20 protein-coding genes are annotated in these 19,963 nt (G+C 55.3%); 6 read left to right on the top strand and 14 right to left on the bottom strand.

Annotation, left to right across the window (positions count from 1 at the left end; genetic code table 11):
* Positions 1-19: 19 nt before the first annotated feature.
* Genes nusB through pgpA form a run of 3 tightly spaced genes read left to right on the top strand, consistent with a single transcriptional unit; the run spans position 20 to position 1,956 of the window.
* Positions 20-439 (top strand): transcription antitermination factor NusB, encoded by a 420-nt coding sequence (gene nusB, locus ACLIBF_RS16380; protein ID WP_031374690.1) that lies wholly within the window; start codon positions 20-22, stop codon positions 437-439.
* Positions 440-494: 55 nt separating this feature from the next.
* The gene (gene thiL / locus ACLIBF_RS16375; protein ID WP_031374689.1) at positions 495-1,472 is read left to right on the top strand and encodes a thiamine-phosphate kinase; all 978 of its coding nucleotides are present in this window, start codon (positions 495-497) and stop codon (positions 1,470-1,472) included.
* A complete protein-coding gene (gene pgpA, locus ACLIBF_RS16370) occupies positions 1,462-1,956 on the top strand; it encodes a phosphatidylglycerophosphatase A (protein WP_084227773.1) in 495 nt (164 codons plus the stop codon). The genes thiL and pgpA overlap by 11 nt, the downstream gene beginning before the upstream one ends.
* Positions 1,957-2,043: 87 nt before the next feature.
* On the opposite strand, the gene ACLIBF_RS16365 is transcribed toward pgpA, so the two are convergent.
* The 4 genes from ACLIBF_RS16365 to xseB form a co-directional block, all read right to left on the bottom strand.
* A complete protein-coding gene (locus tag ACLIBF_RS16365; RefSeq protein WP_089562046.1) occupies positions 2,044-3,018 on the bottom strand; it encodes an aldo/keto reductase in 975 nt (324 codons plus the stop codon).
* Positions 3,019-3,108: 90 nt separating this feature from the next.
* A complete protein-coding gene (gene dxs / locus ACLIBF_RS16360; RefSeq protein WP_046288486.1) occupies positions 3,109-4,974 on the bottom strand; it encodes a 1-deoxy-D-xylulose-5-phosphate synthase in 1,866 nt (621 codons plus the stop codon).
* 19 nt (positions 4,975-4,993) lie between these two features.
* The gene (gene ispA, locus ACLIBF_RS16355) at positions 4,994-5,893 is read right to left on the bottom strand and encodes a (2E,6E)-farnesyl diphosphate synthase (RefSeq protein ID WP_069727938.1); all 900 of its coding nucleotides are present in this window, start codon (positions 5,891-5,893) and stop codon (positions 4,994-4,996) included.
* Positions 5,893-6,135 (bottom strand): exodeoxyribonuclease VII small subunit, encoded by a 243-nt coding sequence (xseB, locus tag ACLIBF_RS16350; RefSeq protein WP_031374685.1) that lies wholly within the window; start codon positions 6,133-6,135, stop codon positions 5,893-5,895. Before xseB ends, ispA begins: the two co-directional genes overlap by 1 nt.
* 232 nt (positions 6,136-6,367) lie before the next feature.
* Between xseB and thiI the strand changes: the two genes are divergently transcribed.
* Positions 6,368-7,816: a tRNA uracil 4-sulfurtransferase ThiI gene (gene thiI, locus ACLIBF_RS16345; RefSeq protein WP_031374684.1), complete on the top strand. Its 1,449-nt coding sequence runs from the start codon at positions 6,368-6,370 to the stop codon at positions 7,814-7,816.
* A gap of 66 nt (positions 7,817-7,882) precedes the next feature.
* Here thiI and yajL read toward each other — a convergent pair whose 3' ends face one another.
* Positions 7,883-8,479 carry a protein deglycase YajL gene (yajL, locus tag ACLIBF_RS16340; RefSeq protein WP_031374683.1) on the bottom strand — a complete coding sequence of 199 codons (597 nt, stop codon included), beginning with the start codon at positions 8,477-8,479 and terminating at the stop codon, positions 7,883-7,885.
* On the bottom strand, positions 8,433-9,353 hold the full coding sequence (gene panE / locus ACLIBF_RS16335) for a 2-dehydropantoate 2-reductase (protein WP_069727939.1): 921 nt from the start codon (positions 9,351-9,353) through the stop codon (positions 8,433-8,435). The genes yajL and panE overlap by 47 nt, the downstream gene beginning before the upstream one ends.
* 135 nt (positions 9,354-9,488) lie before the next feature.
* On the opposite strand from panE, the gene ACLIBF_RS16330 reads away from it, so the two are divergent.
* A complete protein-coding gene (locus ACLIBF_RS16330) occupies positions 9,489-9,980 on the top strand; it encodes a YajQ family cyclic di-GMP-binding protein (protein WP_003852530.1) in 492 nt (163 codons plus the stop codon).
* 550 nt (positions 9,981-10,530) lie between these two features.
* Here the strand turns inward: ACLIBF_RS16330 and ACLIBF_RS16325 are convergent.
* The 8 genes from ACLIBF_RS16325 to ACLIBF_RS16290 all read right to left on the bottom strand — a co-directional run bounded on the left by ACLIBF_RS16325 (position 10,531) and on the right by ACLIBF_RS16290 (position 19,358).
* Positions 10,531-11,895, bottom strand: a complete 1,365-nt coding sequence (locus tag ACLIBF_RS16325; protein WP_448310121.1) for an MFS transporter — start codon at positions 11,893-11,895, stop codon at positions 10,531-10,533.
* A gap of 132 nt (positions 11,896-12,027) precedes the next feature.
* The gene (gene cyoE, locus ACLIBF_RS16320; protein WP_046288485.1) at positions 12,028-12,915 is read right to left on the bottom strand and encodes a heme o synthase; all 888 of its coding nucleotides are present in this window, start codon (positions 12,913-12,915) and stop codon (positions 12,028-12,030) included.
* Between the two features lie 13 nt (positions 12,916-12,928).
* Positions 12,929-13,258, bottom strand: coding sequence for a cytochrome o ubiquinol oxidase subunit IV (locus ACLIBF_RS16315; protein WP_008924889.1), 330 nt, complete (start codon positions 13,256-13,258; stop codon positions 12,929-12,931).
* Positions 13,258-13,875: a cytochrome o ubiquinol oxidase subunit III gene (locus tag ACLIBF_RS16310; RefSeq protein ID WP_013356987.1), complete on the bottom strand. Its 618-nt coding sequence runs from the start codon at positions 13,873-13,875 to the stop codon at positions 13,258-13,260. Before ACLIBF_RS16310 ends, ACLIBF_RS16315 begins: the two co-directional genes overlap by 1 nt.
* Positions 13,875-15,857, bottom strand: coding sequence for a cytochrome o ubiquinol oxidase subunit I (cyoB, locus tag ACLIBF_RS16305; RefSeq protein ID WP_031374680.1), 1,983 nt, complete (start codon positions 15,855-15,857; stop codon positions 13,875-13,877). Before cyoB ends, ACLIBF_RS16310 begins: the two co-directional genes overlap by 1 nt.
* Positions 15,858-15,861: 4 nt before the next feature.
* Positions 15,862-16,788, bottom strand: coding sequence for a cytochrome o ubiquinol oxidase subunit II (gene cyoA / locus ACLIBF_RS16300; RefSeq protein WP_031374679.1), 927 nt, complete (start codon positions 16,786-16,788; stop codon positions 15,862-15,864).
* A gap of 443 nt (positions 16,789-17,231) precedes the next feature.
* Positions 17,232-18,722, bottom strand: coding sequence for a muropeptide MFS transporter AmpG (gene ampG, locus ACLIBF_RS16295; RefSeq protein ID WP_069727941.1), 1,491 nt, complete (start codon positions 18,720-18,722; stop codon positions 17,232-17,234).
* A 57-nt stretch (positions 18,723-18,779) separates the two neighbouring features.
* Positions 18,780-19,358, bottom strand: a complete 579-nt coding sequence (locus ACLIBF_RS16290; protein WP_031374677.1) for a lipoprotein — start codon at positions 19,356-19,358, stop codon at positions 18,780-18,782.
* A gap of 286 nt (positions 19,359-19,644) precedes the next feature.
* On the opposite strand from ACLIBF_RS16290, the gene bolA reads away from it, so the two are divergent.
* The gene (gene bolA, locus ACLIBF_RS16285; RefSeq protein ID WP_031374676.1) at positions 19,645-19,959 is read left to right on the top strand and encodes a transcriptional regulator BolA; all 315 of its coding nucleotides are present in this window, start codon (positions 19,645-19,647) and stop codon (positions 19,957-19,959) included.
* Positions 19,960-19,963 lie beyond the last annotated feature (4 nt).

Raw genomic sequence — 19,963 nt, 5'->3', positions numbered from 1 at the left:
TTTTTGTAAGGGGAATTTTGTGAAACCTGCTGCTCGTCGTCGCGCCCGTGAGTGCGCTGTTCAGGCGCTTTACTCCTGGCAGTTGTCCAACAACGACATTGCCGATGTGGAATACCAGTTTCTGGCGGAACAAGACGTCAAAGACGTCGATATTAGCTATTTCCGCGAACTGCTGTCCGGTGTGGCGACCAACAGTGCGTATCTGGATGGACTGATGAAGCCTTACCTGTCGCGTCAGCTCGAAGAGCTGGGCCAGGTCGAAAAAGCTATCCTGCGTATCTCGCTGTATGAGCTGAGCAAACGCGCTGATGTGCCCTATAAAGTGGCCATCAACGAAGGGATTGAGCTGGCGAAAGTGTTCGGCGCTGAAGACAGTCATAAATTTGTTAACGGCGTACTGGATAAAGCCGGTCCACAGATTCGACCCCATCGCAAATAAACAAAAAGGCCGGCTTGCCGGCCTTTTTTCATAAAGGGTTAAGCGGAACGTAATTATGTCTTGTGGTGAATTCGAACTCATCGCACGCTACTTCAACCGCAGAACGCGCAGCCGTCGTGATGTCGAACTCGGTATCGGCGACGATTGTGCGTTACTTAGCGTGCCGGAAAAACAGACGCTGGCGATCAGTACCGATACCCTGGTCGCGGGCGTGCATTTCTTACGGGATATTCATCCTGCCGACTTAGGCTACAAAGCGCTGGCGGTTAACCTCAGCGACCTTGCCGCTATGGGCGCCGATCCGGCGTGGCTGACGCTGGCCTTGACCCTGCCGCAGGTCGATGAGAGCTGGCTCGCTGCCTTCAGCGCCAGCCTGTTCGAGCTGCTGGAATATTACGATATGCAGCTGGTGGGCGGCGATACCACTCGTGGCCCTCTGAGCCTGACGCTGGCGATTCACGGCCTGGTGCCGCAGGGCCGCGCCCTGAAACGTTCGGGCGCAAAACCGGGTGACTGGATCTACGTCACCGGCACGCTGGGTGACAGTGCGGCCGGCCTGGCGCTGCTGCAACATCACTGCCGCATCAGCGATCCGGCGGTTCATGAAGCGCTGATTAAACGCCATCTGCGGCCGATGCCGCGCATTCTGCAGGGGCAGGCGCTGCGTTCTCTGGCCACCTCAGCGGTCGATCTTTCGGACGGTTTGATCTCTGATCTCGGCCATGTGCTGAAAGCCAGCGGCTGTGGCGCGCGCCTTAATCTCGACGCGTTACCGCTTTCCGCCGCGCTACGCGATCACTTCGAACCCGAGCAGGTTTTACGCTGGGCGCTGAGCGGTGGCGAAGATTATGAACTCTGCTTCACCGTACCCGAGGTGAACCGCGGCGCGCTGGATGTGGCGCTCGGCCACCTTGGCGTGCCCTATACCTGCATTGGTCAGATGGCACCGGAGTCGGAAGGGCTGATGCTGCTGGAAAACGGCAAGCCAGCGACGTTCCGCCATAAAGGGTTTGATCACTTTGATACTAAATAACGACGTGGCAAAAGGCCGCCTGCGGATGAGCAATCCGTGGCATCTGCTGGCAACCGGTTTTGGCAGCGGACTCAGCCCGGTGGTACCGGGCACCATGGGCTCGCTGGCGGCGATCCCCTTCTGGTGGCTGATGACGCATCTGCCGCAGGATCTCTATTCGCTGGTGGTGCTGGTGGGGATCTGCGTCGGCGTCTATCTCTGCCATCGCACCGCCAAAGATATGGGCGTTCACGATCACGGCAGCATTGTCTGGGATGAGTTTATCGGCATGTGGATCACCCTGATGGCGATCCCGATCAACAGCTGGCAGTGGGTGCTGGGCGGCTTTGTGCTGTTCCGCATTCTGGATATGTGGAAACCCTGGCCGATACGCTGGTTCGATCGCAACGTGCATGGCGGCATGGGCATCATGGTTGACGATATTATTGCTGGCGTGATTGCCGCCGCGATGCTGTACGGCATCGGTATCTGGCTGGCCGGCTAAAACGGTGGTCGGCATCCCGCATGGGATGCCGTTATCGCCGCGCACCTTAACTCCGCGAACTCTGCGGTCAGGTGCGGGCGTCAGCGTTTATTCGAATCCGACCGCCTGATGCGGTTGATAGACCTCTTCCAGCGTAGCAATCTCAGCCTCACTCAGCGTCACATCCACCGCCTTAACCAAATCATCGAACTGCTCAGCCCGCGAGGCACCGATAATCGGAGCCGTCACGGCGGGTTTACTCAGCAGCCACGCCAGTGCGACCTGCGCCCGGGTGACGCCTTTATCCTCAGCCACCTGCGCCAGCCGCTGCGCAATCGCCGCATCGTTCTCTTCGGTATTGGCATACAGCGAGGCCATCACCTTATCCGAGGTCGATCGCGCCGTGGTTTCGCCCCACGGACGGGTCAGCTTGCCGCGTGCCAGCGGGCTCCACGGCAGCACCGCGATCTGTTCCTGCAGGCAGAGCGGGTGCATTTCGCGCTCCTCTTCACGCTGAATCAGGTTGTACTGATCCTGCATGCTGACGAAGCGATGCCAGCCCTGCTGCTTCTGCAGGCTTAGTGCCTGGGCAAACTGGCTGGCATGCATTGATGAGGCGCCGATATAGCGCGCTTTACCGGCCTGCACCACATCGTGCAGCGCTTCCAGCGTCTCTTCCAGCGGCGTGTCGTAATCCCAGCGGTGGATCTGCAGCAGGTCGACATATTCCATGCCAAGGCGTTGCAGGCTGTCATCAATCGATTGCAGGATATTATGGCGTGACAGGCCCTGCGACAGATTAGTCAGCGGGAAGTAGACTTTGGTGGCGACCACGACCTCATCGCGGCGGGCAAAATCTTTCAGCGCCCGGCCGAGGATCTCTTCACTGCTGCCATCGGAGTAGCTGTTGGCGGTGTCAAAAAAGTTGATGCCGGCATTCAGCGCCTGCTGAATCAGCGGGCGACTGCTGGCTTCCGGCAGCGTCCAGGCGTGATTCCCGCGCGTCGGCTCACCATAGGTCATACAGCCGAGACAGAGACGTGAAACCTGCAGATCGGTATTACCCAGTTGAATGGTTTTCATAATGACTCCCGCGGCATAGCGCATGATTTTTAGCAGTGAATAAGCATAGCAGGGGCTGCGCTCCCCAAAGGGAAGCGCAGGGAAGGGAGGTTACTGTGCCAGCCAGGCGGCGATCTGTTGCTGAATGCCTTCGGCGTCCAGCAAATAGTCATGACGGATTTCGTCCTGCGTACCCTGCGGGATAAACTCGTCGGGCAGACCGATGTTCAGCACCGGAATGCGCAGACGTTTTGCCATCACCAGTTCGTTGACGCCGCTACCCGCGCCGCCTTTGATCGCGCCTTCTTCCAGCGTGATTAACGCCTCGTGACGGGTCGAAAGCTCAGCAATCAGCGCCTCATCCAGCGGCTTAACGAAGCGCATATCCACCAGCGTGGCATTGAGCGCTTCCGCCGCCGCAGCGGCCTCGGGTAACAGAGTACCGAAGTTAAGGATCGCCAGTTTTTCGCCCTGGCGCTTCACAACGCCTTTACCCAGCGGCAGACTTTGCAGCGGTGCCAGCGGCGTGCCGATGCCGGTGCCGCGCGGATAACGTACCGCACTCGGGCCATCCTGATAGTGGTAGCCGGTGTAGAGCATCTGCCGGCATTCGTTCTCATCACTTGGCGTCATGATCACCATATCCGGCACGCAGCGCAGATACGCCAGATCAAACGCGCCCTGATGGGTCTGGCCATCCGCGCCAACAATGCCGCCGCGATCGATAGCAAACAGGACCGGCAGTTTCTGGATAGCCACGTCATGGATCAGCTGATCGTAGGCGCGCTGCAGGAAGGTGGAGTAGATGGCGACGATCGGCTTGTAGCCGCCAATTGCCATCCCGGCCGCGAAGGTCACCGCATGCTGCTCGGCGATCGCCACATCAAAATACTGGTTGGGATATTCGCGAGAGAAGCCGACCATGCCGGAGCCTTCCCGCATCGCTGGGGTAATCGCCATCAGTTTCGGATCGTCGGCTGCCATCTCGCACAGCCAGTTGCCGAAGATTTTTGAGTAGCTCGGCAGGCCTTCTGCGCTTTTAGGCAGTTCACCGCTGGCGGGATCGAATTTTGGCACCGCATGCCAGGCGATCGGATCTTCTTCCGCCGGGGCGTAGCCTTTGCCTTTTTTGGTCATGATGTGCAGGAACTGCGGCCCTTTCAGGCTACGCATGTTGCTCAGGGTATTGACCAGCGTCAGCACGTCATGGCCGTCGACCGGACCAATATAGTTGAAGCCCAGCTCCTCAAACAGCGTACCCGGCACCACCATGCCTTTCAGATGCTCTTCGGTGCGGCGCACCAGCTCTTTAATCGGCGGCAGGCCAGTCAGCACCCGCTTACCGCCTTCGCGCAGGCGCGCATAGGTTTTGCCCGACAGGATCTGCGCCAGCCGGTTGTTTAACGCGCCGACGTTCTCTGAAATCGACATCTCGTTATCATTCAGGATCACCAGCATGTCAGGTTTGATATCGCCCGCGTGGTTCATCGCTTCAAACGCCATACCAGCGGTGATCGCGCCATCGCCGATAATACAGGCGGTGCGACGACCGAGGCCTTCACGCTCTGCCGCCGCCGCCATGCCGAGACCGGCGCTGATCGAGGTCGATGAGTGGCCAACGCTCAGTACGTCATATTCGCTTTCGCCGCGCCACGGAAACGGATGCACGCCATTTTTCTGGCGAATGGTGCCGATGCGATCGCGACGACCGGTCAGAATTTTATGCGGATAAGCCTGATGGCCGACATCCCACACCAGATGATCGAACGGGGTGTTATAGACATAATGAAGCGCAACCGTCAGTTCGACCACGCCCAAACCCGATGCAAAGTGGCCACTTGAGCGACTCACACTGTCTAACAGGTACTGACGCAGTTCATCACAGAGCGCCGGCAGCTTCTCTTTCGGCAGGGCGCGCAGCTCCTGAACCGTATTTGCCAGCGCCAGTGTCGGGTATTTCGCAATATCAAAACTCATCAGAGACTCATTATGGAAGTTATTTGTCGCGTTCAATTATGAAGCTCGCCAGCGCCTGCAATGCTGTGGTGTTATAAGATTGCGCTGCGAGAATTTCTAATGCATCAAGGGCTTCCTGATACAAATCCCGCGCTTTGGCACGGGCCTGTTCTAATCCTAACAGTGAAGGATAGGTGCTTTTACCGAGATGCTGGTCGGCACCCTGACGTTTTCCGATAACCGCGGTATCGCCCACCACATCCAGAATATCGTCCTGCACCTGAAAGGCGAGCCCGATAGCATCAGCATAGCGGTCAAGTGCCGGTAATGCTGCACGACCTGCTTCGCCCGCCGCCAGCGCACCCAGCCGCACCGCAGCCCGAATCAGTGCGCCGGTTTTATGGCGATGAATCTGCTCCAGCTGCACCAGATCGACCGACTGACCTTCTGCCGCCAGATCCAGCGCCTGGCCGCCACACATGCCTGCCACGCCGCTGGCCCGCGCCAGTTCTGACAGCATCATCAGCCGATACTCCGCGTTGACGCCAGGCATCGGCTCATCCGTCAGAATCGAGAAGGCCAGCGTCTGTAATGCATCGCCAGCCAGTATCGCGGTATCTTCGCCATATTTAATGTGGCAGGTCGGCTGCCCGCGACGCAGTGCGTCGTCGTCCATTGCAGGGAGATCGTCATGAATCAGGGAGTACGCGTGGATGCATTCAACCGCCGCAGCGGGCGCATCCAGACTCGCCGGGTCGGCATGGAGCATTTCGCCGGTGGCATAAACCAGAAAAGGGCGCAGACGTTTACCGCCTAATAATGCCCCATAATGCATGGCATTAACCAGAGGAGAACTCTGAAAAGGGAGTGGCTCTATAAAGCGCGTCAACGCGGCATTCACCTGCTGGTGATACCCGTTGAGCATCTGGGCAAAATCCATTAGTCGTTTTCCGGGGTAAAAGAGGTGAGGTCGGCATCTTTATCATCGCTCAGCAAAATGCGCACACGCTGTTCAGCCTGTTGCAACGTTTGCTGACCGGTACGCGCCAGCTGCACGCCCCGTTCAAACTCATTCAACGCCTCTTCCAACGGCAGTTCACCACTTTCCAGACGGCTGACTATCTGTTCCAGCTGCTGCAATGACGTTTCAAAGCTGGCTGGCTGTTCGGCTTTTTTCGGCATATTTCGGGTCGACTCACGGTTGGGACATTATCCTGCAATCGGTCATGGTAGCTGAGACCAAATGATTAGCAAAATAATCAATGCGGCGGCTGTTGAAGAAGCAGTCACCTGACAAAGGTGATATACTCCTGCGCCTCGGATGCGGTTGCGCCATGCAGCCCGCAATTTTGTGATTTTACCAGCTAAGTGCTGCCTGTTTTAGCACTTATTTGCCCAACGAAGCTGTGTCGCCATGAAGTTTATCATCAAGTTATTTCCTGAAATCACCATCAAGAGTCCGTCGGTGCGTTTGCGCTTTATTAAGATTCTTGCCAGCAATATCCGCAATGTCCTGAAGACGGTCAGTGATGAGATCGCGGTAGTGCGTTACTGGGATCACATTGAAGTGCGTTCGAAAAATCCGGCGCTCGGGGAAATTATTCCTGATGAGCTGACGCGCATTCCAGGGATTCATCACGTTCTGGCGGTTGAAGATCGTGAGTACACCGATATTCATCACATCTTTGAACAGACCTTAGCCCAGTATCGCGACAGCCTGGAAGGAAAAAGCTTCTGCGTCCGCGTTAAACGTCGTGGTAAGCATAGCTTCAGTTCGCAGGACGTGGAACGTTATGTCGGCGGCGGGCTGAACCAGCACATCGAGAGCGCCCGGGTACAGCTTAAAAATCCGGACGTGACGGTGAACCTTGAAGTGGAAGAGAACCGTCTGACGCTGGTGACAGCGCGTTACGAAGGGCTGGGCGGATTCCCGATCGGTACCCAGGAAGATGTGCTGTCGCTGATATCCGGCGGCTTCGACTCCGGCGTCTCCAGCTACATGCTGCTGCGTCGCGGTAGTCGTGTGCACTACTGCTTCTTTAATCTGGGTGGCGCAGCGCATGAAATTGGCGTCCGTCAGGTCGCGCACTATCTGTGGAATCGCTTCGGCCGTTCGCACCGCGTTCGCTTCGTGGCGATTAACTTCGAGCCGGTAGTAGGTGAAATCCTCGAAAAAGTGGATGACGGCCAGATGGGCGTGGTGCTGAAACGCATGATGGTGCGTGCCGCGTCGATGATTGCTGAGCGCTACGGCGTACAGGCGCTGGTGACCGGTGAAGCGGTCGGCCAGGTTTCCAGCCAGACGCTGACTAACCTGCGCCTGATTGATAACGCCTCGGACACCCTGATTCTGCGTCCGCTGATCTCGCATGATAAAGAACACATCATCAAGATAGCGCGTGAAATCGGCACCGAAGATTTTGCCAGCACTATGCCGGAATATTGCGGCGTGATCTCAAAAAGCCCGACGGTGAAAGCGGTTAAGGCGAAGATTGAGGCAGAAGAGCAGAATTTCGACTTCGATATCCTCAATCGGGTAGTGGAAGAAGCGACCAACGTCGATATCCGGACCATCGCCGAACAGACCGAAGAAGAGGTGGTGGAAGTCGAAACCGTGGCCTCGCTGGGCGATAATGATATCGTGCTGGATATCCGGGCGATCGACGAGCAGGAAGAGAATCCATTAAAGCTCAACGCCACCGAAGTGAAATCGTTGCCGTTTTATAAACTCAGCAGCCAGTTTGGCGATCTCGACCAGAACCGTACCTGGTTGCTTTACTGCGATCGCGGCGTGATGAGTCGTCTGCAGGCTCTTTACCTGCACGAGCAGGGCTATAAGAACGTCAAAGTTTACCGTCCATAGTCGATCTACGCCGGTAACACGGCCAGTCGGGACCAGCACGGTCCTGACTGGCCGCCTTCAATCTTATCAGGCCTGATAATCGTAAATGCCCGGTGCCAGCACCAGCTGTGCGGCCACCTCGCGCGCTTTCTCTTTTCCCACCAGCAGATCGATCAGCTTCAGGGCAAAATCCATTGCCGTACCGGGACCCTGACTGGTCAGCAGTTTCACCCGCGGATCCCAGACCACCCGTCGTTCCATCCATTTCTCTTCAGGTATCGTCTGTTTCAATCCGGGAAAGCCCGTCATGTTGCCGACCGGGAACAGGTCGTGCGGCACCAGTACCGTACCGGCCGCGGCACAGATGGCCGCCACGATTTTGTCGTTGAGGTGATACTGGCGCACCGTTTCAACCAGCAGCGGACTGTCGCGAAACGTCTCGGCACCTTTCAGTCCGCCGGGCAACACAATCGCGGCATAATCGTTGTCGGCTACTTCAACCAGCGGGGCATCGGCCAGCAAACGCACGCCGCGCGAGCAGCGGATTTCAAGGCTGCCATCACTCTCAACGCTGGCGGTAACCACCTTTAATCCACCCCGCACCAGCAGATCGATGGTGGTGACGGCTTCGGTCTCTTCACTGCCATGTGCCAGGCAAACCAGTACCGATGCGTTCGCGGACATAATAGGACTCCTTACGTTTAACAATGTCGTACAGCCGGCTGTTTTCCGTCAGCACCAGGCCGTGAGTTCGGGCGCGGCGCAGCAGAAAGCCGCTGATATAATCAATTTCGGTCAGGCGCTGGGCGCGAACGTCCTGCAGCATCGAAGAGGTATTGGCCGCGGTGCTTTCAATTACATCGAAAATAATATCCTGCAGGCTTTCGCTGGCGACGTTCTGACCTTCACGCTCCATCACCCAACTGATCTCATCGCACAGCCGCGCGATCTGATCGGCATAGGCGCGTAAGGCACCGTTCTGGCAATCATATTCCACCGTCATCGGGTTGATGACGCAGTTAACCGCCAGCTTACGCCAGCAGGCGGCGCGGATATTGTCGTGCCAGGCGACGTCGGGCAGGGCATGATGCAGGATGTCGGCGATATCGCTGTAAGCGGCGCTTTTACGGTTGCCCGGCCCGATGTGAGTGATACCGCTGGCGATGTGTTTGATTACCGTCCCGTCGCGCATTGCCGCATGGGTAGTAACACCGCGCAGCAGCGGCTGGGTCAGCCCTTTTAGCTCCTCCAGCGTACCCATACCGTTATGCAGCAGCAGCACCGGGCAGTTTTCCGCCAGCACGCTTTCCAGGTTTTTAACCGCAGGCGAGACCTGCGGCGCTTTCAGTGTCACCAGCAGTAACTGGCTCTCAGCCAGAAACAGCGGATCGTTAGCTATAAAGGTGCGGTTTGAAATGTTGCCTTGCGGATCGACGACATTGGCTGAGCAATAGGGCTGTGGTACCCGCAACCAACCCTGAACCTCGTGTCCCTGGCGAGCCAGCGCTGTGAGCCACACCTGACCCAGAGCACCGCAACCTAACACGGTAATTTTCATACTGCCTCCCGCTGGCGGGCTATCTATTTATTCTTCACTGTCACAGAACAAGTATAGCGTTGTGTGCAGCCTGATTTTATTTAGCACCGTAAGACGCGTATTATGCATGTCACTTTAGCGTCAGGAGAAGAAGAGATGCCATCTTTCGATATCGTTTCAGAAGTCGATCTGCAGGAAATTCGCAATGCGGTGGAAAATGCCAACCGTGAAGTGTCTACCCGCTTTGATTTCCGCAACGTGAGCGCCGAATTTGAGCTCAACGAAAAGAATGAAACCATCAAAATCACCAGCGAGTCCGATTTTCAGGTCAAACAGCTGGTCGATATTTTGCGTGAGAAACTGCTGAAGCGCGGAATTGAAGGCGGTGCCTTAGAGGTGCCGGAAGAGATTGAGCACAGCGGTAAAAGCTGGGCAGTCGATGCCAAACTGAAAAAAGGCATTGAAAGCGACGTGGCGAAAAAGCTGGTGAAGCTGATCAAAGACAGCAAGCTGAAAGTGCAGACCCAGATTCAGGGTGAAGCGTTACGCGTTACCGGCAAAGCGCGTGATGACTTGCAGGGTGCTATGGCGATTGTGCGCGGCAGCAACCTTGGACAGCCGTTCCAGTTTAAAAACTTCCGCGACTAAGCGGGACAGGCTGCGTTTCCTCAGCCTGAAGGTAGTGAAAAAAACCGGCTAAGGCCGGTTTTTTGTTGTTGAGCGAGAGGTCGTCTGGATGATAGCGTTCCGGCTCAGGGAGCCTGTGCCTTTCGCAAAGACGCAAAAGCGCCATCCATGGCGGCTCAGCGCGGGCCATCCTTGGCCCGCGATGCTTTGCTACAGGCACAGGCTCCCATCGCTTTCAATTTATGAGTCGTCTGTAAGTAAGGCTTGTGCCGGGTTTGAAGCTGTTGAGTGGGGGCTGACCAATATTGCTTAAGTTATGAACTTTCTGGAGCCAGGATTGAACTGGGTTTGAGGCTACTCACAAATTTAAATGCGGTTGCTCCTGGCAGCAATTCAAAAGCTCAGGGGCGCAGGGAACACGGTCAGAGGAAGAAAGCGTCCCGCACCAGGACGGCGCGGGCCGAGCGTGCCATGGATGGCGGCTCTTGCGACTTTCCGATCTGACCGTGTTCCCTGAGCCAGCTCGATCCTGAAGCGAAACGAGCTGACGTTATCACTAAAATTTTTTAAGCTAGCAACTACCCAGCAGAGCTTCCAGCTCAGGGCGGCTGGTAACCTTGCTATCAATTTTGATGTAGGCGCTTTTCTCTTCGGGCACGATAAACACAGAGTTAACGCCCGGCTGGGCTTTCAGACGCTGCTCCAGATTCGGCGCTGCCAGTGCCGCATCGCTCAGCACCAGCCGCAGGCTGCTGACATACGGCGGCTCCTGCATCGTCATACTGACAAACAGCCAGGCGGCGGCGACTATAGCACCGACCAGGAATACCGTTTGCGCATCGAAGTGACCAAAGACCCAGCCACCCATGCTGCCGCCCACCGCCACGCCGAGGAACTGGCTGGTGGAGTAGAGGCCCATCGCCGTGCCTTTATAACCGGCAGGGGACTCTTTACTCACCAGCGACGGCAGAATCGCTTCCATCAGATTGAAGGCGAAGAAGAACAGCTGCACGCCGACGACCAGCGTCCAGAAGTGGCCCGCCGCGCCCCACAGCACAATTTCTGCCACCACGATCATCCCGACGCAGCCGACAAATACCCGCTTCATACGACGCTTCACTTCGGCGTAGATGATACACGGCACCACGCCAGCAAACGCGATCAGCATCGTGGCGAGATAGACTTTCCAGTGCTCAGGTGCCGGGAAGCCCGCCTGTTCAAACTGGCCGGGCAGGGCGACAAAGCTCGACATCAACAGGACGTGCAGGCAGAAAATACCGATATTCAGCTTAACCAGTCGGGAGTTGGCCAGCACTTTACGGAAGCTGCCTTTCACCATCCCGGATTCGCGGTTCAGCACGTGGTGTGAGGCGGACGGCACCACCAGCAGGGTAATCACGATGCCGAGCGACGCCAGGATCGCAATCATCCAGAACAGCGCATGCAGACCCAGCGCGTGGGTGACGATGGGACCGACCACCATTGCAATCGCAAAGGTAATGCCGAAACTGATGCCGATAAAGGCCATCGCTTTGGTGCGGTTCTGTTCGCGCGTCAGATCCGACAGCAGCGCCATCACGGCGGCGGCAATGGCACCGGACCCCTGTAAGGCGCGGCCCAGAATAATTCCCCAGATCGATTCGGTGCAGGCCGCGATCACGCTGCCCAGCACAAACAGCAGCAGTCCGCCGACGATCAGCGGCTTACGACCAATACGATCGGAAAGCAGACCAAAAGGAATCTGAAATATGGCCTGAGCAAGGCCGTAAATACCAATGGCCAGGCCGATTAAGGTTTCACTCGCGCCCTGTAACGCCATGCCATACGTGGTCAATACCGGCAGGACCATGAACATTCCCAACATGCGCAGGGAAAAGACCGTACCGAGGCCCCATGTGGCGCGCAGCTCCACCGGAGTCATTTTATTATCGTTCATTCCAACCTCTGTTAATGTGCTGCGTTTATTCTAGGGGGCGGGGCAGGGCGGGTAAAATAATAGTTTTTAAGCAGTGGTAACAAAAAGAAAGGGCGCGAAAATCGCGCCCTTATCATGCTGTTGCGGTATCGGTTACCAGACGTAGGTCAGCAGGTCTTTCGAGGCCGGAGCCATCGAATCTACCGACATCATCACGCTGAGAGCGGTGATGGCGACGATGGAGAAGACGAACAGCTTACGTGCCCAGACCCGATCGTTAGCGGTCTTGTAGCCCGATAACGCCATGCCCAGCCACCAGACGCTGACGGCAGCAGCCACCACCAGATATTTGTAGCCGGCGTATCCGCCCAGCGTCAGCATCAGCGTGGCAATCATAAACGCCAGAATGTAGAGCGTAATATGATTCTTCGCTACCGAGATGCCTTTCACCACCGGCAGAACCGGGATGTTCGCTGCCTGGTAATCTTTAAAACGGAAGATGGCAATCGCGTACGAATGCGGCATCTGCCACAGGCTAAAGATCGCCAGCAGGATTAACGCGCCTGCATCAAACTCGTTGGAGACCGCACAATAACCGATCACCGGTGGCGCGGCACCAGACAGACTACCGATCAGCGTTCCGTAGACTGAATTACGCTTCATATAGAGGCTGTAAACGCCGACGTACACCACGAAGCCCATCACCGCCAGCCACATGGCCAGCGGGTTAGCGCCGAAATAGAGCAACGCAAAGCCAGCAATACCCAATACAGTGGCATAAACCAGGCTTACTTTCGCGGAGATGAGGCCTTTTACCAGCACCCGATTCCTGGTTCTCTCCATTTTGATGTCGATGTCGCGGTCAATCACGTTGTTGAAGACACAACCTGATGCGACTACCAGTGACACGCCAACCAGTGCGGTGAGAAACAGGGCGTAATCAATGCTGCCTTTAGAGGCCAGCAGAAATCCGCCGATCACAGAAATTAAATTCCCGAAAATAATTCCTGGTTTTGTAACTTGCAGGTATTGCTTAAACATTACGCGCGACTCTTTAGTGAGGCATCATGTTGTAGTTGAGGTTCCACATGATCCACAGTGAGCCTACTACGACAATCAGGATGATAATTGCCGAGAAGACAATGGCCACCATGTTCCAGCCACCCTCAGACTTGCTGTCTAAATGCAGGAAGTAGACCAGGTGCACCAGCACCTGAATTACTGCACAGACCAGCACAACACCGAGAATGGTACCGTGAGATGCACTGCCATCCATTACCATCCAGAACGGGATTGCCGTCAGGATGATAGAGAGGATGAAGCCGATCATGTAAGACTTCACGCTACCGTGAGAAGCGCCATGTTCGTTAACAGAATGACTCATTACATGGCTCCCATCAGGTAAACAACGGTGAAGACGCAAATCCAGACCACGTCCAGGAAGTGCCAGAACAGGCTCAGACACATGATACGAGTACGGTTAGTGGCATTCAGGCCGCGTTTAGACACCTGGAACATCAGTACCAGCATCCAAATCAGACCGGAGGTCACGTGCAGACCGTGGGTACCGACCAGCGTAAAGAAGCCAGACAGGAAGCCACTGCGATCCGGACCGAAGCCTTCAGCAATCAGGTGATGGAATTCATAGATTTCCATGCCGATGAAGCCCAGACCAAACAGGAAGGTCAGCGCCAGCCAGCCGATAACGGCACCTTTTTGCTCCTTGTTCATCGAGATAACAGCCATGCCGTAAGTGATCGAACTCAACAGCAGCAGGGCGGTTTCTACCAGAACAAACGGCAGTTCAAAGATATCTTTACCTGCCGGGCCACCGGCAGTGTTGTTGACCATAACTGCATAGGTCGCAAACAGGGTTGCGAAGATAATGCAGTCACTCATCAGGTAGATCCAGAAGCCAAAGACTTTATTGGCTCCTGCATCGTGATGCCCATGCTCCGCATGGGCGTCGTGGTGATGCTTAATCAGAGTTTCAGTTGACATTATTTCAGACCTGCTTTGCTGATTTCGTCAAAGTGCTGCTTCTCAATCTTCTCAACTTCGGCAACCGGTACGTAGTAATCCACGTCTTCGTCGAAGCTCTTCACAATCCAGGTAACGATCATGCCGAGGAATGAGAGGCCAGCCAGCCACCAGATATGCCAGATCAGCGCGAAGCCCATAACCGTGGCGAATGCACAGATGATCAGTGCAGCACCGCTGTTTTTCGGCATATGAATTTCTTCATATTTTTCCGGCTGTTTGTACGCTTCGCCTTTCTCTTTCATTTCCCAGAAAGCGTCACGCTCATGGACATGCGGGATGACAGCAAAGTTGTAGAACGGTGGTGGTGAAGAGGTTGCCCACTCCAGCGTACGGCCGCCCCACGGGTCACCGGTCACATCGCGGTTCTGGTCACGGTCACGTACCGAAACGTAGAACATGGTCAGCTGACACAGGATACCCATTGCAATCAGACCCGCACCGACCGCAGCAACCACCAGTAAGGAGTGGAACTGTGGATCGATATCCTGGCTCAGACGACGGGTCATACCCATGAAGCCCAGTGCGTACAGCGGCATAAAGGCAACGAAGAAGCCAATGATCCAGAACCAGAATGCGCGCTTACCCCAGGTTTCGTTCAGGGTGAAGCCAAAGGCTTTCGGGAACCAGTAGGTCACGCCCGCCATACAACCGAACACCACACCACCGATAATCACGTTATGGAAGTGTGCAATCAGGAACAGGCTGTTGTGCAGAATGAAGTCAGCGCCCGGAACGGCCAGCAGTACGCCGGTCATACCCCCTACGGAGAAGGTTACCAGGAAGCCAACGGTCCACAGCATGGCAGAGTGCATCTGAATGCGGCCCTGATACATGGTGAACAGCCAGTTAAAGATTTTAACCCCGGTCGGAATCGCGATGATCATCGTCATGATACCGAAGAAGGCGTTAACGTTGGCTCCCGCACCCATGGTGAAGAAGTGGTGCAGCCAGACGATGAACGACAGTACGGTAATGGCGATGGTCGCCCACACCAGCGAGGTGTAACCAAACAGACGTTTTTTGGAGAAGGTCGCCGTAATTTCTGCGAACACACCAAACACCGGCAGAACCAGAATGTAAACTTCCGGATGTCCCCAGACCCAGATCAGGTTGACGTACATCATCATGTTCCCGCCCATTTCATTGGTGAAGAAATGGAAGCCGAGATAACGATCAAGGGTCAACAGTGCCAGCGTAACGGTAAGAACCGGGAACGCAGCGATGATCAGGACGTTGGTGCAGAGCGCGGTCCAGGTAAATACCGGCATTTTGAACAGGCTCATGCCCGGTGCGCGCATCTTCAGAATGGTCACGAAGAAGTTAATACCGGTTAAGGTCGTACCAATACCGGAAAGCTGGAGACTCCAGATCCAGTAATCGACCCCGACGCCGGGACTGTACTCCGCGCCGGAGAGCGGCGGATATGCCAGCCAGCCGGTCTGTGCGAACTCGCCCACACCCAGCGACAGGTTAACCAGGATCACACCGACCGCAGTAAACCAGAAGCTCAGGTTGTTCAGGAACGGGAACGCCACGTCGCGTGCGCCAATCTGCAGCGGTACGGCGATGTTCATCAGGCCAACCACGAACGGCATCGCCACGAAGAAGATCATAATCACGCCATGCGCGGTAAAGATCTGGTCGTAGTGGTGCGGTGGTAATATGCCCGCTTCCCCGGCCGAAGCCAGTACCTGTTGGGTACGCATCATGATCGCATCAGCAAAGCCACGCAGCAGCATGACAAAGGCCATGATGATATACATGATACCCAGTTTTTTGTGGTCAACAGACGTTAGCCATTCTGACCACAGATATTGCCATTTACCAAAATAGGTGATGGCAGCAACCAGCGCCAGACCACCTAAGATGATACCGGCGACCGTAACCATGATAATCGGCTCATGGTACGGCACTGCATCCAGTGTTAATTTTCCGAACATCGTATTATTCCTCGGCTCCCGCGGAAGCGGCGTGACTCATGTCCATACCTTCGTGCTCAGGCATGTCCATTTTCCCGTGGCTCATCTTGAACTTGTTAATGACTTGCAAGAACAGTTTCGGATCAGCTGAAGAGAAATATTCCACCGGATGATTTTCGCTTGGCACAGCCACTTTCTCGAAATCTTCCATAGTGTTCAGCGTGTTAGGGGCTGCTTTAACTTTAGCCACCCACTGCTGGAATTCCGCATCGTCTTTGGTTGCAATGGCTTTGAACTTCATGCCAGAGAAACCGCGACCACTGAAGTTCGCAGAGATACCGTCGAAAGTCCCTGGCTCATTCGCAATCAGATGCAGCTTGGTCTGCATACCAGCCATTGCATAAATCTGGCTGCCGAGTGTCGGGATGAAGAAAGAGTTCATGACGGAGTTGGACGTGATTTTGAAGTTCACTGGCGTATTTGCCGGGAAGGCAATCTGGTTGACGGTCGCAATACCCTGTTCCGGGTAAATGAACAACCATTTCCAGTCCAGTGCAACCACATCGATTTCAACCGGTTTCACATCGGATTGCAGCGGTTTGCTGGGCTCCAGTGCGTGGGTTGATTTCCAGGTCAGCACGCTGAGGAAGAGAATGATCAGGATCGGAATGGTCCAGACCACGGCTTCCACTTTGTTAGAGTGTGACCAGTTCGGGCTGTACTTCGCATTCGTGTTGGACGCCCGATATTTCCAGGCAAACACCACGGCCATCAAGACTGCGGGAATCACGACGATCAACATCAGGCCAAAGGCAGTCAGTATCAGCGAACGTTGCTCCAGTGCAATCTGTCCTTTGGGATTTAACAATGCACTATCGCAGCCACTCATTAATAAAGTGCCTGCAATTAATGACAAAATCCCCAAACTTTTATTGTATTTACTGAGTCTCATTTAACGACCTCAATGACAAAGGGCTCTATTGTCGTTTAAGTGTGCGCGCATTTTACGGGAAGGTTTATGCAGTGTAAACCAGCTTAAGGATGTGTCAGAGGCGTGTTGACACCTTTTGCTAAGGGTGTCACAGATGTTGCTTCAGGTGACAAATTATTAACGCAGACAAGCAGTTGGGGCCAATATAACAAAAACCAATGGAAGTAACCGCTAAAAAATCAGGGAAAGGAATAACCCTTACTTTTATCTCCAGATTATTTAACAAATTCGCATCATTTGATCGATGAAATTTAACCAAACTAATTGCTCACCGGTTTTTAGTATTTCAGAGGATCCTATTATCGCAAGAATGTTTTTTTTAAAAATAACACGCGATGATAAAACCAGCTGCCCGCCGCGCTTCGGTAAAACAATAAGCAATCAGCGGTGAAACATTGATTCTGCTAATGACTGGTGGCAGGCGATGCGCCGCTGTTTTTTAGCGCCCGGTAGTCCAGCACCACACCAGACAGCACCGCCAGCAAGGTCAGCGCCATCCCGATTTCAAACAGCCGCGGCAGCCACAGCGTCAGCGTCAGCACGCCGAGCGCGTCGATCGCCAGCGCCAGCAACCACAGTGCCAGCAGGCTGCATCCGGCAGCAAACAGACGATTGGTCCAGCGATAACCCTGCGGGTAGCAGCTGCGGACCAGGAAAGTGCCGCTTTGCTGTACCTGATCCAGCGTCTGGCGGCAGAACGCTAGCAGCAGCAAGCCCGGCAGACCGGCGACTACGGTAAAGGCATAGAACGTCGGCCATCCCCACAGCTCAACCAGCCAGCCAGCTGCCGGACCGACATAGACCCGGCCAACGGCGGAGAGCGCCGACAGCAGCGCAAACTGGGTGGCGGAAAAGGATTTGTTACACAGCGTCATAAGCAGCGCCACAAATGCCGCTGTCCCCATGCCGCCGCACAGATTTTCAACAAATACCGCGCTCGCCATGCTCCACAACTGCTTGTCGGTTACCGCCAGCAGCCAGTAGCCAAAATTCGATATCGCCTGCAGCAGGCCAAAAATCATCAACGCCCGGAACAGGCTCAGGCGCTGCATCAGCACCCCGCCATATAACGCACCGATAATCGTCGCCAGCAGGCCAAGCGTTTTGTTGACCAGTCCGACGTCACCGGCATTGAAGCCCACGCCACGAATCAGGAAGGTAGTCGTCAGCGAGGCAGCAAACGCATCGCCCAGCTTATAAAGGATGATCAGGGTGATCAGCAGCCAGGCATTGTTGCGCTGGAAAAAATCTTTTAACGGATCGACCACCGCCTGACGCAGCGTATGTGGCGTGGTGATGTGAGTGTCCGGTTCGCTGGCCAGCAGGGTGGCGATAATGCCGGGCACCAGCATCAGCGCCATCAGCCAGTAGGTCGCCTGCCAGCCCAGATAGCGATCGGCCAGCCACAGCGCGAGTCCGCCCGAAATCAACATCGCCAGCCGGTAGCCCAGCACGGTGATTGCCGCACCGCTACCGCGCTCTTCCGGCGGCAGGATGTCAGTTTTCCAGGCGTCAAAAACGATATCCTGCGAAGCAGAGCAGAAGGCGATCACGACCGCCAGTGCGGCCATCAGGGTCAGATCCCTGCTGGGTTGCAGAAAACCCATCGCCACAATGCCGCCAATCAGCGCCAGCTGACTGAGCAGTAACCAGCCACGACGCCGTCCGAGAAACGGCGGAGTATAGCGGTCCATCATGGGCGACCAGAGAAACTTAAACACGTAAGCCTGACCCACCAGCGAAAAAAAGCCGATGGTTTTCAGGTCAACATTTTCTACCGTCATCCACGCCTGCAGCGTCCCGGCAGTCAGCGCGAGCGGCAGCCCGGAAGCAAAACCGAGTAACAGTAATACGGCGGCGTTTTTTTGACTGAAGAGACGAAGATAGTGGTTCATGCTGACCCTGAATGTAGCGATGTGCCCGGCACAGAGCCGGGCAGGCGTGAAGCGGAATTAACGGGCGTTTTGCTTGATGAAGTCATTGACGCTGGTGTCCTGCGCCATATCAGCGATGACATCGCTCATGGTGGAGTTCACTGCGTTAGTAATCTTCTGGTTACTGGCGCTGAACGCACCTTCTACGCTGTAGGTCTGGCGGTAGTTTTTAACCTGCTTGTTGCCGTTTTTGGCGGTGGCGATGATCGAGATATCCGCTTTGGTGGTGATGCTGTAGCGCACATTGCCCTGCGTCACGTCGGCATACAGATTGTTCACCACAATCTGCAAATCAACTGCGCCATTCGGACCCACCATATAACCGCGTGCGGTCATTTGCTTCTCCAGCACTTCCTGCAGCAGGAAACGCAGATCGCGCGATGGCGTCAGGGTCACTAACTGACCATCACGGTTCACTTTCGCCAGCGCCTGATCGCTACGCTGATCGGCACCGTTAATGCTGACGGTAACGCCCATCAGGCCGGGATCCTGCTGCGGCAACTGAATTTTTGGCTGGATAGTGAGGGTATTATTGCTGGTTGCACAGCCGGCCAAAATGAACGCAGCCAGCAGCGGGAATAACAGTTTTTTCAACATACTTTTTCTCGTTGGTGTCGGGGGTTGGTTTGCAAAAACTGCCGCCATCATAGCATTGCCCGGCAGTGAAAAAAGCCCCGTCAAAGTGGAAAATGCGTATCAGGCGGATTTTAGATTGGATCGTTCAGCGCCGGGTTTGCTGATGCTTTCCTCTGCGTTATCATGCGCGCCGACGAAGCGCGGGCCGCAAATCGAATATTTACCGTCCGGCTACGGGAAAGCGCGGTAAAAGCGACTAATATTGAAAGAGATGGGGCACAGCGCTCGCCATTGAGGAGTAATACCCATGATTCGCGAACAAATAGAAGAAAAGCTGCGCCTGGCTTTTGAGCCGGCTCATCTGGAAGTGCATGACGAAAGTTATCGACACAATGTTCCTGCCGGGTCTGAGAGCCATTTCAAAGTGGTCATTGTCAGTGATTGCTTTGCGGGCCAACGTTTCCTGGCGCGTCATCGCTCCATCTACGGTGAACTCGCGGCCGAATTAGCCGGCAGCGTGCACGCCTTAGCACTTCATACCTATACCCTGAAAGAGTGGGAAGGACTGCAGGATACGGTACTGGCGTCGCCGAACTGTCGCGGTGCCGGAACGCTCGCCTGATCAC

The sequence above is a fragment of the Pantoea sp. PGP6 genome (assembly GCF_053474785.1).
Note: the sequence above shows the minus strand (reverse complement) of the source record. Positions and strands in the feature narration are given on the sequence as shown.

Excerpts from the sequence above, each read along its gene's own strand:
- cyoE (WP_046288485.1), bottom strand. The coding sequence starts at position 12,915 with ATGTTTAAGCAATACCTGCAAGTTACAAAACCAGGAATTATTTTCGGG.
- ACLIBF_RS16290 (WP_031374677.1), bottom strand. The coding sequence starts at position 19,358 with ATGTTGAAAAAACTGTTATTCCCGCTGCTGGCTGCGTTCATTTTGGCC.
- ACLIBF_RS16315 (WP_008924889.1), bottom strand. The coding sequence starts at position 13,258 with ATGAGTCATTCTGTTAACGAACATGGCGCTTCTCACGGTAGCGTGAAG.
- thiL (WP_031374689.1), top strand. The coding sequence starts at position 495 with ATGTCTTGTGGTGAATTCGAACTCATCGCACGCTACTTCAACCGCAGA.
- dxs (WP_046288486.1), bottom strand. The coding sequence starts at position 4,974 with ATGAGTTTTGATATTGCGAAATACCCGACACTGGCGCTGGCAAATACG.
- ACLIBF_RS16325 (WP_448310121.1), bottom strand. The coding sequence starts at position 11,895 with ATGAACGATAATAAAATGACTCCGGTGGAGCTGCGCGCCACATGGGGC.
- ampG (WP_069727941.1), bottom strand. The coding sequence starts at position 18,722 with ATGAACCACTATCTTCGTCTCTTCAGTCAAAAAAACGCCGCCGTATTA.
- ACLIBF_RS16365 (WP_089562046.1), bottom strand. The coding sequence starts at position 3,018 with ATGAAAACCATTCAACTGGGTAATACCGATCTGCAGGTTTCACGTCTC.
- ispA (WP_069727938.1), bottom strand. The coding sequence starts at position 5,893 with ATGGATTTTGCCCAGATGCTCAACGGGTATCACCAGCAGGTGAATGCC.
- thiI (WP_031374684.1), top strand. The coding sequence starts at position 6,368 with ATGAAGTTTATCATCAAGTTATTTCCTGAAATCACCATCAAGAGTCCG.
- cyoB (WP_031374680.1), bottom strand. The coding sequence starts at position 15,857 with ATGTTCGGAAAATTAACACTGGATGCAGTGCCGTACCATGAGCCGATT.
- yajL (WP_031374683.1), bottom strand. The coding sequence starts at position 8,479 with ATGTCCGCGAACGCATCGGTACTGGTTTGCCTGGCACATGGCAGTGAA.
- xseB (WP_031374685.1), bottom strand. The coding sequence starts at position 6,135 with ATGCCGAAAAAAGCCGAACAGCCAGCCAGCTTTGAAACGTCATTGCAG.
- panE (WP_069727939.1), bottom strand. The coding sequence starts at position 9,353 with ATGAAAATTACCGTGTTAGGTTGCGGTGCTCTGGGTCAGGTGTGGCTC.
- cyoA (WP_031374679.1), bottom strand. The coding sequence starts at position 16,788 with ATGAGACTCAGTAAATACAATAAAAGTTTGGGGATTTTGTCATTAATT.
- ACLIBF_RS16310 (WP_013356987.1), bottom strand. The coding sequence starts at position 13,875 with ATGTCAACTGAAACTCTGATTAAGCATCACCACGACGCCCATGCGGAG.
- bolA (WP_031374676.1), top strand. The coding sequence starts at position 19,645 with ATGATTCGCGAACAAATAGAAGAAAAGCTGCGCCTGGCTTTTGAGCCG.
- ACLIBF_RS16330 (WP_003852530.1), top strand. The coding sequence starts at position 9,489 with ATGCCATCTTTCGATATCGTTTCAGAAGTCGATCTGCAGGAAATTCGC.